The following is a 13,954-nucleotide window of genomic DNA, read 5'->3' as shown; positions in this document are numbered from 1 at the left end:
GATGCGGTTACCGTCCCGGCGGCCGCATCGGTTCTTTTCCAATTAGTCTAAAGAATAATAGCTATCAAGCCGCCAGAGCCTTCGTTAATAATGCGGCCGAGCGTTTCTTGCAGCTTATAGCGCGCATTGTCCGGCATCATCGCGATTTTGCCCTGGATTCCTTCCCGGACGATCGAATGGAGCGAACGGCCGAAAATGTCGGAATCCCAAATTTTGATCGGATTTTTCTCGAAATCCTGCATCAGATAACGGACGAGCTCTTCGCTCTGCTTCTCCGTTCCGATGATCGGAGCGAATTCGGATTCGACATCGACGCGGATCATATGAATCGATGGAGCGGTCGCTTTCAGGCGAACGCCGAAGCGGGAGCCTTGGCGGATAAGCTCCGGCTCGTCGAGCACCATCTCGGCGAGCGTCGGAGCCGCGATTCCGTAGCCCGTCGTTTTGACCATCTCGAGCGCTTCCGCGAACCGGTCATACTCCCTCTTCGCATGGGCAAAATCCTGCATCAGCTGTAACAAATGGTCTTTGCCGCGAATTTCGGTGCCTACGACCTCGGTCAATATTTTGTCGTACAGCTCATCCGGCGCGAACAGATCGATCTCTGCGACGCCTTGCCCCATATTCATTCCGCTTAGCCCCGCACGGGCTACGAAGTCGTATTCCGTGAATTGGGCTACGATCCGATCGACGTCGCGGAGACGGCGAATATCCTTGACCGTCTCGCGAACGGAATTTTCGTAAGCGGAGCGCAGCCAGTGATTTTCGTTCAATACCATAACCCAGCTCGGAAGATTGACGTTTACTTCGTGTACGGGGAACTCGTAGAGCACCTCTCGCAGAACGCCCGTCACTTCTTCCTCGCCCATCGTCGCAGCGGAAAGCGTGAGGACGGGAATATCGTATTTGGCCGCCAACTCGCTGCGAAGTGTCTGGGCTTCCTCGCTCTTCGGACGCGCCGAGTTGACGATGAGGACGAACGGCTTGCCTACTTCCTTCAGCTCGTTAATGACTCTTTCTTCCGCTTCGATGTATGCGCTGCGCGGGATTTCCGCGATAGAACCGTCTGTTGTCACGACAACGCCGAGCGTCGAATGCTCCTGAATAACTTTGCGCGTGCCGATCTCGGCAGCTTCCTGGAACGGAATCGGTTCTTCGAACCAAGGCGTCGTAATCATGCGCGGGCCGCCTTCGTCTTCGAACCCTTTGGCCCCTTCAACCGTATATCCGACGCAGTCGACGAGCCTCACATTGACTTCGAGGCCTTCGGCCACTTTTAGCTGAACCGCGTTATTCGGTACGAATTTCGGTTCCGTCGTCATGATCGTACGACCGGCTGCGCTTTGCGGCAGCTCGTCGATCGCCCGGATCCGATCAGCTTCGTGCGCGATATTGGGCAGCACGACCGTTTCCATGAACCGCTTGATAAAGGTCGATTTGCCCGTGCGGACGGCGCCGACGACCCCAAGGTAGATATCGCCTCCCGTGCGCTCGGCAATATCTTTGAAAATGTCTACTTTTTCCACTGAGATTCCCTCCCATCGTAATCGCGAAACCTTCGTGACCCGCCAGCGCGACGGAACTCGTACACGAACTTGGACTGGTAACATTGTATGTGCGTTTGTCCGGTTTATGACGCCGCAGCCAAAATGTTTAACCTGAAGGCGAACAAAATCGGCTTCCTGCCTATATCCTCCATGATCATATGAAGCCGCTGCGCAAAACATGATTGAACAAGCAAAAACGGCTTCGGCGTTCCTTGAACGTCGAAGTAGCTTTGCGTCGGTATCAGATAAATATAAGAAGATCGAAAACTTATACTTATCTGATATTCCAAGTAAAAACGGCTTCGCCGTCTCCGAAAGACGACAAAGCCGTTGTTCATCCTTAGCTAGCCTGTCTAAAACAAGACCGCCGTTAAGCCGCCGCGGCGTTTCGCTTACTCCGCCCCTTCGCCAAATCGACGAATTGAAGGACAACGAATAGCACCATGATCCCGGAGGCGAACCGATACATGAACGCATAATCGACGGCTGACGCCACCTCGGCGAGCAGCATCGATCCGAAGGCAACGCCGATATCCGTCGTATTGTAATATAAGCTGTTCGATGCGCTATGTTTTTCCGGTCCGGCGGCTCTGATCATCCATGCTTGCGTCGTCGGCTGGATCGCCCCGAAGCCCGCGCCGTACAGAAGCGCCGACAAAATGAGCATGCCGAGCGAGTGAGCGTAGGAGAGAATGAGCAAGCCCGCCACGGAAAACAAGGCTGCGGGCAGCAGCACCGCCGCAGGTCCCTTCCGGTCGAACAATCGTCCCGAGAGGGGCCGTACGATCAGTACCGAAGCTACGTTGAACAAGAAAAATAACCCAACGTGATCAACGTGAATTTCCTCCCCGTACAAAGCAAGAAATCCGAGCAACCCCCATAAGTAACGGCCAATAGCGTATTCAGAAGAGCGGGCAGCCACACTTTGCTTAGGAACGGCCCTTTCGTAGCGGAAGAACGTTCTTTGCTTGCAGCGATAGGCTGGACGGGAATGCTGCGGCTTCCGAACATAAGCGGCAAAATGAACGCGATGGCGCCCGCGCCCAGCGCAGTGAGAGAGGCGAATCCGTTAACCTCGAGCACTTGAATCCCGATCATCGGACCTAGCGACATCGCAAGGCTGGTCGATAAGCCAAAGTAGCCGATTCCTTCTCCGATTCTTTTTCCCGGTATGATCTGCGTCACCATCGTCGGCAGCACAGTGCTCGACATCCCAAAGCCGAAGCCGAACCCGGCCCTTAGCAGCAGGAGCCTAGGTATCGATTCCGCGAACGAGTATAGACCTGTCGATACGGCCGCAATTGCGATTCCCGCAATCAGGATTGCGTTCCTCGAAAAGCGTCGCATCAACGCCGCCGTAACGAACCGGGCGACGATAGCCGAAGCGGCGAACAAGCTGGTCACCAGACTGACGACCATCTCGCCCGAACCGAAATGCTCCTTCACGTAAGTAGGAAACGGTGCGATGAGCAATTGCAATCCCAAAAACAACAAAAAGTTACCCAGCGTCAGTATGACAAACGACCGGGTCCAAAGCGCTTGATTCTTCTGTTCAATCATGATGTAGTCAGTCCTCCAGCCTTATTGCGAAAGCTTGTCCGCATTGACGTTAATCTGTTCGAGCAGCTCGAAGAGCAGCGTCCGGTCCGATGGAGAAATTCCTTCCATCGCTTCGTCCATCGTCCTGCTCTCGAGCGGCTCGACCTCCTTGACCGTTCGTTTCCCCTTCTCGGTCGCGAAGACCAGAAAAGATCGCCTGTCATGATCGCCCGCACGCTTGACGATAAAGCCCTTCGCTTCTAAAGCGTCAATAATTCGTGTCGTCGTCGGCCGGTCTTTGCCTGCCCGTTCGGCGATATCCTTCTGCATCGAGCCGTCCGTTTCCGCAGCGCGTACCAGCACCGCCCATTGCTCCGGAGTCAGTTCATATGACTTGAGACGCTGATTGAACAGATGCGAGAGCTTCCGATACGTAATTCCTAGCCGAAATCCGATCGAGTCGTCCAAACCGGATCGATTCATCGCTCTATTACGCCCCTTTTCATTTGATTGTCATAACAACTATATTCCTGACAACTTGTTTTGTCAACTACGGCTTGCCCTTCTTTGCGTATTCACACAATAAAAAAGGAGACCGTCCCCTAAGGGACAATCTCCTTGAATCTCATCGAATGGATTATTTCGCTCAGGATTCGACCGCCTGCGGGGCTTCCCCTACCCATCGGTACACAGGCGACTTGACCGGCACGTAGTACGATGCGTCGACTAGCCGGCGGCGCAAGTCCTCCTCCGCCCCCGGAGCGGCGTCCGTCTTTTTCAATGCCGCCGAGATGTCGATTCCGTAATCGACGTACACGATTCCTTTGTCGTTCACGAGCAGGCTAAGGGTTTGTCCCGAATACATGCTGCGAATTTTGGGCTCGCTGCCGCCAAGCTTTCCGAAGTCGATCGTACGGAACCCGGGATAGGCTTCCTCTCCGGCCGGATTATCGCCTTGGTGCTTTTTCCGATATTCGTTCACGCGGCTTTGCACGCCGTCGACCGCCTGGAAGACGACGACGTCCATGAGCTTGACCTGCGGCTTCGTCTCTTCGTCAATGACGATAAATACAACCGTACCGCCGTTCTCAAAAGCGATGCCGGGAATGCTCGCGAGATAACCCGTTCGTTGCAATTTGCCAAAATCAAGCTTGAATTTCTCGTAAATCGGAACATCGGCGTCTGCGTTCACAATCGGAAGCACTTCGGTGCTCGCCTTGTAACGGTCGACAGCGTCTTGCACGGTCAATACCGCTTCGCGGGCGGAAGCGTTCGCTCCTGCGCGCTGCTCATCCGGGTACAAGCAGCCCGATAAGATCAGCATCAGAAAAGCTATCAGCGCCGCGCTGCCGAATCGAGTAAAAATCGACATCGTCTTTCCTCCCGTAATTGCGATCAATCTACCATTCCTCCTCCGCTTGCTGCTCCGCCAATTTTTTACGAATAGCGGCTTTAAGAGGGTCTTCCGGCACGGTTACGACGACATTCGCCTTCACACGCGCTTGACAGGACAACCGAACGCCTTCGTCCAGCAGCGTATCGAGCTTCCGAGCTTCCGGAGCCGGGGGCGCGTTCAACGACGACTCGTATTCGGCGGCAACCGTCACTTTGCACATCAGACAGCCGGCAACACCGCCGCATCTCGTTCGAATCGAAACGCGAGCTCGTCTCGAAGCGTCCAGCAGAGTCGTACCCGGCCGCACCTGAATCGAACGGCCGTCAGGCAAAAATGTGACCGTCACGAGCGCGCTCACCGGCCGTCCTCCCGACCGCCGGCGTATCGACGAGCTTTCGCAGCCACTTCGGGCGAAATCGAATTCGCCGCGAGCAGCTTCTCAAGTACAGGAAAATGCTTTTCCGGTTCCAGGCGCATCAAGCTGCCCGCGGCTTCCGCCCGGTCTTCCCGTTCCCTGAGCAGATTGAACAAGAGCTCGTGTCCCAGCGGTACGAGTCTTACTTCGCGGCCGTCGATCTGGACAGAGTCGCCTTGGGGATAGAGGATCGCCGACACGTCGGTACGATAAGAAGACGACAGCGCGGTTACCCGAAAGCCGCCAACCAGCTCCACAACCGTGCCTTCGGCGTTGTAGTGCGCAAGGACGGACCGATACAGCTCCGTCTCGCTCAAAGTCGGCATATCCATCGCAAGCTCCATAAGCTTCGCATGCATAATAGGGATTTGATTTTCATCCGTATAAATATCGAGATCCCGAGGGGCCCGGTCCAATTCCGCTCCCCGAATCGAAAGTCCCGTGCTTCCTCCGACAACCCAATGCGCCCCGCAGCTCTCAAGCCGATCCGCAAGCGCCGCAAGCGCCGCGCCAGAGTAACCGCCCTTCATGAGCGTCACTTCCCATCCATTGCTTCTTCGTTAAAAATAAGTCCGGTTTACCGCTTTCAATATGCCTTCCTTTGCGACAATCGCCTGACAGCCAAGCCGGTAGCCCTCTTCCAGCTCCTCCGGTCCCAGTCTGTCCCATTCGGCATCGTTCGGTTCCGCGAGCAGCTCCATTCCTTCTTCCACCCGGCACCGGCAACGGGCGCACGTGCCTCGCGAGCAATTGAAGCCGAAATCGACCTCGGCCTTCAAAGCATGAGCGAGCAAGCTTTGCCCTATCATCGGCTCCAACGATTTAGTGCGAGTTCGACCCGTAAGCGTAATCAAGAGGCAGCGGCCCCCTCTCCTATCCTAGATGATGGCGAACATGCCATACACAAATCCGAACAGCAGCATGACGAATGCGATCGAAGACAAGACGAGCTTAACCCAGCCTCTCGTCTTCAGTCTCGCGAACGAAATGATAACGGCCGCAATGACCATCAGCCCGATTCCCAGAAATGAAACCCACATTTTTTCCATCGGATCCACGACTCGATTCCTCCGTCCACACTAAGCTCAAAGCGGTCAATATTATACCATTTGCAGACACCGATTGACAAAAACCTTCTATAAAAAGAAAACCGGCCCCTCGAAAGGAGCCGGTCGCGAGTGCGCGGAACGCTACTTTTTCAACATCATTTTCATGATACCTTCCAAGTTGTTCATATTCATTCCGCTTTTTTTTACCGCGCTGACGATTTCCTTCACCGTATCTTCGGATACCGGAACGCCCGCCATTTGCGACACTTGCTTGACGAGCTGACGGATTTGCGTTTCGCTCTGCAAAGTATTCGGCGTGACGGATCCGGCAATTTTTTTGATGGAGCTTTCGGAAATCGTTTTGCCCGTTTTTTTGTTCACGGCGCCGAGAACGTCCTTCGAAAGTTTTTTGTCCATGCTTCCCCTCCTCCGAATTTCCACACTGTATCGTATGAGGAGGAAACAGGAAGCGTGCGGGCAGGCTGTAGGCTCCCGCCCTTCAGTTCGACGATTTGGAGTCGCGCCCCGATTCGACGGAGGAGACGGCCGTTTCTTCGATTTCGTGCGTGCGAACGCGGCCCATTAATTCCTCGACTGCGCGGGCCGGCGATTTTCCTTCGAACAGAACCGCGAACAACTGCTCCGTAATCGGCATTACAACGTCATGCCTTGCGGCCAGATCGTGCGCCGCTTTCGTTGTCCTTACGCCTTCCACTACCATGCCCATCCGCAGCAGCACTTCGTCCAAAGGCAGTCCTTGCGCAAGCATGGAACCGGCTCGCCAATTGCGGCTGTGACGGCTCGTGCATGTCACGATAAGATCTCCGACTCCGGCAAGGCCCGCATAGGTCAGCGCATTGGCGCCCATTGCTCCGCCGAGCCGTGAAATTTCCGCCAAGCCGCGCGTAATAAGCGCCGCTTTGGCATTATCGCCGAAGCCCAGTCCGTCGGACAAGCCCGCTCCGAGAGCGATAATGTTCTTGATGGCGCCCGCCGTCTCCACTCCGATAACGTCCGGATTCGTATAGACGCGGAAATAGCCTTCGTTCATGAAATAATCTTGCGCCGCTTCGGCGGAACGGATATCGCGAGCGGCAACGACGACAGTCGTCGGCTGCCTATTGACGACTTCTTCCGCATGGCTCGGGCCGGACAATACGACGATCGTGTCTTCCGCGCGCCCAAGCTCCTCGGCCAGCACCGTGGTCATTCTTTTGAGCGATTCGCTCTCGAAGCCTTTGGTCGCGTGAACGATAAGCGTCTCTGCCCCAATATGGTTCACAGCTTGCCGGGCGACCTCTCTCATGGCGCTTGAAGGAGCTACGAACAATACCATAGTCGCTCCGTCCAATGCTTCGGCCATATCCGTGGTGGCCGTCATTCCTTCGGGAAGCTGCGCGTCGGGCAGAAACTTGCTATTGCGTTTGTCGCGATTGATTTCTTCGGCCTGAGCGGCATTACGCGTCCACAGCTTAACCGAATGGCCGTTGTCGATGAGAACGCGTGCCAGCGCCGTACCCCAGCTTCCCGCCACCAATACGGCTACATGCTTGCCTTCATACTCCATGCTGTTCACCTTTTTTGTTCCCGCCAAGTTTGTTTTCCGTTCCGTTCATCAGCTTGACGATATTTTTGCGATGGCGCAGTACGGCTAGCAGCGCAACGGCCACTCCTGCCCATATGTACGCCGAAGACTCGCCGAACGCCGCGTAGAGAATCGGCAGCAGCACTGCGAACACCATCGAGCCAAGCGAAACGTAGCGTGTCAAAACGATAATAACGATCGCAGCGATGCCCGCCAGCAGCGTCGGCAAGAACGACAGCATAAGCATGACGCCTACCGTCGTCGCAATGCCTTTGCCGCCCTTGAACCGGAAAAAGACCGGCCAATTGTGACCCGCGATAGAAGCCAAGCCGCCAGCTACGGCCACCCATGCGGAATTGTCGCCAAGCGCAAAGCCGATGAGTACGGCACCTACGCCTTTGGCGATATCAAGCAGGAAAACTCCAATCGCCGGACCTTTGCCAAGCACTCTCAACGTATTGGTTGCTCCGGCGTTGCCGCTTCCATGCTGGCGTATATCTATTTTGCGCAAATATCGGGCAATCAATATGCTGAACGATACGGAGCCTAACAAATAGCCGATTGCGATCGCAATAATGGTGTTGAACAAACCGGTCTCTCCTATTCTTGATCCGACTTCCGTCTAGTAAACAGCCTAAGCGGCGTCCCTTCGAAATCGAAGGAAGCGCGAATTTTGTTTTCAAGGTAGCGTTCGTATGAAAAGTGCATAAGCTCCGGATCGTTGACGAAAATGAGAATCGTCGGCGGCTTGACCGATACTTGCGTGGCGTAATTGACGCGCAGCCTACGGCCTTTGTCCGTCGGCGGCGGCGTAACGGCGACTGCATCCGCGATTATATCGTTGAGCAGATGAGTCGGCACCCGAAGCGCGTGTTGCTCGGCGACATGATTAACAACCGGCAGCAGCTTGCTTAACCGGCTCTTCGTCATGGCCGAAAGGAAAACGATCGGAGCATAGTGCATGAACATAAAATGATCTCGAATCGAGTTCGAGAAATGCTGCATCGTCTTATCGTCTTTCTCGACGGCATCCCATTTGTTAACGACAAAGACGGAAGCTTTGCCGTTCTCGTGCGCGTATCCGGCAATGTGCTTATCCTGATCGATAATGCCCTCTTCGCCGTTAATAACGACGAGAACGACATCCGCTCTCTCAATCGCCTTCATCGAGCGCATGACGCTATATTTTTCGGTCGTCTCGTACACTTTGCCGCGCTTGCGCATGCCGGCCGTGTCGATCAACACATAACGCTGGCCGTCCTTCTCGAAGGGGGTATCAATCGCATCCCGCGTCGTGCCTGCGACATTGCTGACGATGACGCGCTCTTCGCCTAGAATGGCATTGACGAGGGAAGACTTGCCGACGTTCGGCCGGCCGATTACCGCTACCTTGATAACGTCCTCGTCGTACGTTTGGTCTTCCTTCTCCGGAAGCTTGAACACGGCGGCATCGAGCAAATCGCCGATCCCTGTGCCGTGAGCGCCGGATATCGCAACGGGATCTCCGAAGCCAAGTCCGTAAAATTCGTAAATGTCGTCCATACGTTGGAGATTGTCTACTTTGTTAACGGCTACTACGACAGGCTTGCCGGAACGGAACAACATTCGGGTTACTTCTTCGTCCGCATTTGTGATTCCCGCTTTGGCGTCGACCATGAATACGATTACGTCCGCTTCTTCGATGGCCAGCTCCGCCTGAATGCGGACTAACCTCAGCAGTTCGTCTTCTCCATCGATCTCGATTCCGCCGGTATCGATAACGCTAAAAGAGCGTCCATTCCATTCGCCTGTGCCGTAGATCCGATCACGGGTTACGCCGGGTTTGTCTTCTACGATAGCCAATCGATCGCCGATAATCCGATTGAATATCGTCGATTTTCCGACGTTCGGGCGCCCCACGATGGCAATTACGGGTCGTGCCATATTTTCACTCCTTCATCATCTTCCAAACACTCGCAAGCTCCATCATAACAAAAATTGTACGGCTTGGCTAACGGTTAATACCGTCGATAAGCCGGAGTTTCCGTCGAAAGAACAGCGAATTCATGCGCTCTCCCTGCCAATAAGCTTGCGACAACGCCTTTTATCCGTCTTGACCGCTCCCTTTCTTACGACGTTCGCCCTCCATCCTTATTCCATGAAGGATTCCAAAACCAACGAACGAATGCTGCCGCCAGCCACGACCATAGCCTTGCCGAGAGCAAGGCAATCCACCAGCGTTCCATCCATTCCGCGTTGCCGATAATCGCATACCCCGATTCGCGAAGCGGAAGCGCGGCGAATCCCTCAGCCAAGATCAGCGCGGCGGTTAAAGCGACGATCTGCTCGGAAGCCGTTCGCAGCAAAAAGCCGAGCAATACCCCGCCCAACAAAGCCAGCGGCCACGGCTCGGAAGGATCGAAGCCGTTTCGTTCAAATGCCGGCCACTTCTCCAACAGGACGAATAGGCAGCCGATCATCATCCCGGCGGCAACAGCCGTCCACCTGCGGCCGGACGAAAGACGCCACAGTAAAACGAGCATCGCGATGCCGGCCCATGCGAAGGCTCCGTTTATCGTTACTCCCGGCTCAACTTGACGGCTCCACCATGCCGTCAGCGGCCATCCCGCCAAGAAGACGGCAGCTGCCCGATCAGGCAGTCTGTCCTCGGACTCCTCCCTCCAGCCGCTCCACCACAACACGGAGGCGGCAATCCACAAAAATCCGGCCCCATACAACGGCGGCATCCTTCCACCTCCCCCTCCTTCCGATAGTATGTGCCGGTTCAACAAGAAAACACCTTTCGATCCTCAATGGGATGGAAAGGTGTCCTTACGAAGCTGTTATATAGACCGAACAGAGCTATTAGAGCCATCCGTTGAATGTCTGGTAGAGCAAATAAATGTTAAGCCCCGCGATGATGACGGCCACTGCCCACGAAAGCGCTCGAAGCCATGGAGGATTGGCGAATACACCCATCTTCTTCTTGTCGCTTGTGAATTTAACGAGAGGAATGACGGCAAAAGACAGCTGCAGCGACAGGATGACTTGGCTTAGAATGAGCAAATCGGTCGTTCCTTTTTCGCCGGCAATCGCCGTGACGATAACGGCGGGAATAATGGCGATCATCCGCGTAATAAGCCGGCGCAGCCACGGAGCAAGCCGAATGTTCAAGAAGCCTTCCATGACGATCTGGCCTGCCATCGTTCCGGTAAGCGTCGAGTTTTGGCCGGCAGCCAGAAGAGCTACCCCGAACAAAATACTCGCCATCGTAGAACCGAGCATCGGCGCAAGCAGGTGATAGGCCTCGCCGATTTCCGCGATTTCGGTATAGCCCGACGTATGAAAGGCGGAGGCGGCGACAATGAGAATTGCAGCGTTAATAAATAGCGCGAAGAACAAGGCAATCGTCGAATCGGCTGTCGCAAAACGGATCGCTTGGCGTTTGCCGATCTCCGTCTGATCGAACTCACGAGTCTGAACGATGGAAGAGTGCAAATATAAATTATGGGGCATAACCGTCGCTCCGAGAATACCGATTGCAATGTACAGCATCTCCGGATTGCTGACGATCTCGCCGCTCGGGACGAAGCCCTTCATCACGTCACCGAAGACCGGGTTTGACATGATGATTTCGATCAGGAAACAGACGCCGACCGTTCCGATCAATGTAATGACCATTGCTTCGATGAAGCGGAACCCTTTGTTTTGCAGCAGCAGTATAACGAGAACGTCTAATGCGGTTAGTATGACGCCGTATAAGAGCGGTATGCCGAATAAGAGATTAAGCGCGATAGCGGTTCCGATCACTTCCGCCAAATCGCAAGCCGCAATAGCAAGCTCGCATAGAAACCATAAAGCCATCGATACCGGTTTGCTGTAATGGTCGCGGCATGCCTGTGCCAAGTCTCGACCCGTTACGATACCCAGCTTCCCTGCCAGCGCTTGAAGAACGATGGCCATAAGGTTCGATAGCAGAATGACAGATAGCAGCGTATAACCGAATTTGGAGCCGCCGGCCAAGTCGGTCGCCCAGTTGCCGGGATCCATATAGCCGACCGCAACGAGATATCCGGGACCCGCAAAAGCGAGAAACTTACGGAAAGTCGAGCCGCTTTTCGGTATTTTCATGCTGCGGTACACTTCCGGCATCGACGATTGCGTCCTCGTATTGCGCCATCCCCGATCCGTATTCGTATTTAAAGGAGTTGCATTATCGGACATCGGGTACACCTCTTTCCATATGTGTCTTAGCATTGGAGTTATCAAATAATTTTGCATGGAGCCAACTTTAAAACGAAAAAAAAATTCGTTCACTATTATTTCTATGCAAGTGTCTAGAAAAATGTGACTCTATCATTATTGTATACGAGCAAAAAAGTTTGTCAACTGCAACTTTTGCGCACACCCTCTTTTACCGGCAATGAAAAAGAGTCCGGCCGCAGTCTCCGTGGAAGCGGAGATGCAGCCAGACTCTAATCGGATTCGGTTGCCCGAACGTTATCTTACTTGAACTTGCTCAGCTTGTCGCCGAATTTCTCTCCGAGCGTGAAGCTCATGCTCTCAGGAGCCGGGAGATTCGACTCTTCCTTCGGAGCCCGTGGAGCGCGAGGAGCGCGTTCTTGGCCGGCAGGAGCGTCTTCGGTTTCTTTGATCGACAAGGAAACGCGCTTCTCGGCCGGATTGAAGTCGAGAACCTTCGCTTTCACTTCCTGTCCTTCTTTCAGCACCTCATGCGGAGTTGCGATGTGGCGATGAGCGATTTGGGAAATGTGAACGAGTCCTTCAACTCCAGGAGCGATTTCGACGAATGCGCCGAAGCTCACGAGACGTTTGACGACGCCCGTTACGATTTCTCCGATTTGGAATTGGCCGGAAGCCGATTCCCAAGGACCCGGCTGAGCCGCTTTAATGCTGAGCGAAATTTTGCCGATGGAAGGATCGACCTTCAATACTTTAACCGTTACGCTTTGGCCTTCGGACACGACGTCTTGCGGATGCGCGACGTGCTGCCAAGCGATTTCGGATACGTGCACAAGACCGTCGATGCCGCCGATATCAACGAACGCTCCGAATGGAGTCAGGCGCTGCACGGTGCCTTCGATCACTTGGCCAGGCTGAAGAGCGGCCATAATGTCTTGTTTTTTCGATTCGTATTCGGCTTCGAGAACGTCTTTGGCCGACAAGATGACCTTGTTGTTCTCGCGGTCGATTTCTTTCACTTTTACTTTAAGCGCACGGCCTTTGTAGCCGGAGAAATCTTCGACGAAGTGACGCTCGACCATCGAAGCCGGAATGAAGCCGCGTACGCCTACGTCAGCGACCAAGCCGCCCTTGACCACGTCGGCGATCGTAACTTCGAACGCTTCACCGTTGTCGAATTTCTCTTGAAGCTGATCCCAAGCGCGGGTGCTGTCGATTTGACGTTTGGAAAGCACCAGCTTTTCTTTTTCGTCGTCGATGCTGACGACTTTGAGTTCGACTTCTTGGCCGATTTGAACGGCATCGGAAGCATTCTCCAGGTTAACGGACGACAGCTCACGGAGAGGAATGACTCCATCGTATTTATATCCAAGGCTGACGAATGCCTGGTTTTCCTCGATTTTGACGACCGTACCTTTCACGGTGTCCCCTTTTTTCAAGGTCACGAGATTGTCGAGCGCTTCTTGGCTGACCGACTCGGCCGCCGCTTCCTGAACATTGATTTCTTCAGACATGAAAATACCTCCTCAATTCTACCCCAACTTTATTTAAACCCGCTGTGCGGCATTTAAATCTGCTTAAGAAATCCGATTGCGCCAAATTATGCCTATAGTATGAAATGAATCGGCGGTAATCATGCATGGCCCGCTGGTATTAAGCCGAAGGACGTTGCGTCTGCAGCATTTCACCAATTCGCTCCATAATCGTCGCCGTCGCTTGCTCCGCGCTTTCGGAAGTGCCCGCGTCCGCGAACGGCTTCATATCGATTGGTGCTCCGTAAACGGCGATCACTCTGCGAAAGAGCTTGTATTCTCCGACCAGCGCGACCGGAACGACCGCGGCGCCCGAACGGATCGCCATCGTTACGGCGCCTTTCTTGCCGGCTCCCAACGTCTTGTTGCGGGTCCCTTCCGGGAAAATTCCCATCACATGGCCTTCCTTGAGCAAATCGATAGCCGTGCGAATGGCTTCCTTGCTGACTCCTCCGCGCTTAACCGGAAAAGCGCCCCATGCCCGAATAACCGTGCCTACGACCGGTACGCGGAACAATTCTTCCTTTGCCATGTAATGAACCTTGCGGGGAACCCAGGCGCCTAGCGTAAATGGGTCCTGAAGACTCTTATGATTGCAACATAGAATTACGGGACCGTTCTTCGGAATATTCTCGACGCCTCTGGCTTCCAACCGGAAGAAAAGCGTGTAGACGATACGTACGATAGCCCTGGAAAACCGATACAGCAT

Annotated in this window: 17 protein-coding genes; all 17 read right to left on the bottom strand. The window is 54.2% G+C overall.

What is annotated here, in order from left to right; translation table 11 throughout:
• Positions 1–47: 47 nt before the first annotated feature.
• Positions 48–1,526, bottom strand: a complete 1,479-nt coding sequence (gene spoIVA, locus D3H35_RS03870) for a stage IV sporulation protein A (RefSeq protein ID WP_119147838.1) — start codon at positions 1,524–1,526, stop codon at positions 48–50.
• A gap of 391 nt (positions 1,527–1,917) precedes the next feature.
• Positions 1,918–2,403, bottom strand: coding sequence for an MFS transporter (locus tag D3H35_RS32040; RefSeq protein ID WP_325049998.1), 486 nt, complete (start codon positions 2,401–2,403; stop codon positions 1,918–1,920).
• Entirely contained in the window at positions 2,346–3,107 is a 762-nt protein-coding gene (locus tag D3H35_RS32035) for an MFS transporter (protein ID WP_233567752.1), read from the bottom strand. The genes D3H35_RS32040 and D3H35_RS32035 overlap by 58 nt, the downstream gene beginning before the upstream one ends.
• Before the next feature lie 21 nt (positions 3,108–3,128).
• Positions 3,129–3,569 carry a MarR family winged helix-turn-helix transcriptional regulator gene (locus tag D3H35_RS03855; protein ID WP_119147836.1) on the bottom strand — a complete coding sequence of 147 codons (441 nt, stop codon included), beginning with the start codon at positions 3,567–3,569 and terminating at the stop codon, positions 3,129–3,131.
• A gap of 163 nt (positions 3,570–3,732) precedes the next feature.
• Positions 3,733–4,485 (bottom strand): hypothetical protein, encoded by a 753-nt coding sequence (locus D3H35_RS03850; RefSeq protein ID WP_119147835.1) that lies wholly within the window; start codon positions 4,483–4,485, stop codon positions 3,733–3,735.
• Between the two features lies 1 nt (position 4,486).
• The gene (locus D3H35_RS03845; RefSeq protein ID WP_119147834.1) at positions 4,487–4,840 is read right to left on the bottom strand and encodes a 2Fe-2S iron-sulfur cluster-binding protein; all 354 of its coding nucleotides are present in this window, start codon (positions 4,838–4,840) and stop codon (positions 4,487–4,489) included.
• Positions 4,837–5,427 carry a nucleotidyltransferase domain-containing protein gene (locus tag D3H35_RS03840; protein ID WP_147355736.1) on the bottom strand — a complete coding sequence of 197 codons (591 nt, stop codon included), beginning with the start codon at positions 5,425–5,427 and terminating at the stop codon, positions 4,837–4,839. The genes D3H35_RS03845 and D3H35_RS03840 overlap by 4 nt, the downstream gene beginning before the upstream one ends.
• Positions 5,428–5,457: 30 nt before the next feature.
• The gene (locus D3H35_RS03835) at positions 5,458–5,751 is read right to left on the bottom strand and encodes a 2Fe-2S iron-sulfur cluster-binding protein (RefSeq protein ID WP_119147832.1); all 294 of its coding nucleotides are present in this window, start codon (positions 5,749–5,751) and stop codon (positions 5,458–5,460) included.
• Positions 5,752–5,775: 24 nt separating this feature from the next.
• Positions 5,776–5,946, bottom strand: a complete 171-nt coding sequence (locus D3H35_RS03830; protein WP_325050005.1) for a DUF2768 family protein — start codon at positions 5,944–5,946, stop codon at positions 5,776–5,778.
• Between the two features lie 141 nt (positions 5,947–6,087).
• Complete coding sequence (locus D3H35_RS03825; protein WP_119147830.1) at positions 6,088–6,363, bottom strand: stage VI sporulation protein F; 276 nt, start codon at positions 6,361–6,363, stop codon at positions 6,088–6,090.
• Positions 6,364–6,445: 82 nt separating this feature from the next.
• Entirely contained in the window at positions 6,446–7,513 is a 1,068-nt protein-coding gene (locus tag D3H35_RS03820) for an NAD(P)H-dependent glycerol-3-phosphate dehydrogenase (protein ID WP_119147829.1), read from the bottom strand.
• The gene (plsY, locus tag D3H35_RS03815) at positions 7,503–8,120 is read right to left on the bottom strand and encodes a glycerol-3-phosphate 1-O-acyltransferase PlsY (protein ID WP_119147828.1); all 618 of its coding nucleotides are present in this window, start codon (positions 8,118–8,120) and stop codon (positions 7,503–7,505) included. Before plsY ends, D3H35_RS03820 begins: the two co-directional genes overlap by 11 nt.
• An 11-nt stretch (positions 8,121–8,131) precedes the next feature.
• Positions 8,132–9,454, bottom strand: a complete 1,323-nt coding sequence (gene der / locus D3H35_RS03810) for a ribosome biogenesis GTPase Der (RefSeq protein WP_119147827.1) — start codon at positions 9,452–9,454, stop codon at positions 8,132–8,134.
• A gap of 185 nt (positions 9,455–9,639) precedes the next feature.
• A complete protein-coding gene (locus D3H35_RS03805; RefSeq protein WP_119147826.1) occupies positions 9,640–10,257 on the bottom strand; it encodes a YphA family membrane protein in 618 nt (205 codons plus the stop codon).
• A gap of 118 nt (positions 10,258–10,375) precedes the next feature.
• Positions 10,376–11,734 carry an Nramp family divalent metal transporter gene (locus D3H35_RS03800; protein WP_119147825.1) on the bottom strand — a complete coding sequence of 453 codons (1,359 nt, stop codon included), beginning with the start codon at positions 11,732–11,734 and terminating at the stop codon, positions 10,376–10,378.
• 281 nt (positions 11,735–12,015) lie between these two features.
• Positions 12,016–13,227 (bottom strand): 30S ribosomal protein S1, encoded by a 1,212-nt coding sequence (gene rpsA / locus D3H35_RS03795; protein WP_119147824.1) that lies wholly within the window; start codon positions 13,225–13,227, stop codon positions 12,016–12,018.
• Between the two features lie 139 nt (positions 13,228–13,366).
• Positions 13,367–13,954 (bottom strand): lysophospholipid acyltransferase family protein, encoded by a 588-nt coding sequence (locus D3H35_RS03790; RefSeq protein ID WP_119147823.1) that lies wholly within the window; start codon positions 13,952–13,954, stop codon positions 13,367–13,369.

This window comes from Cohnella faecalis (assembly GCF_003570905.1).
In the GTDB taxonomy this organism is placed as follows: domain Bacteria; phylum Bacillota; class Bacilli; order Paenibacillales; family Paenibacillaceae; genus Cohnella; species Cohnella faecalis.
The sequence above is the reverse complement of the archived record's forward strand: the minus strand, read 5'-3'. Positions and strand labels throughout refer to the sequence as shown.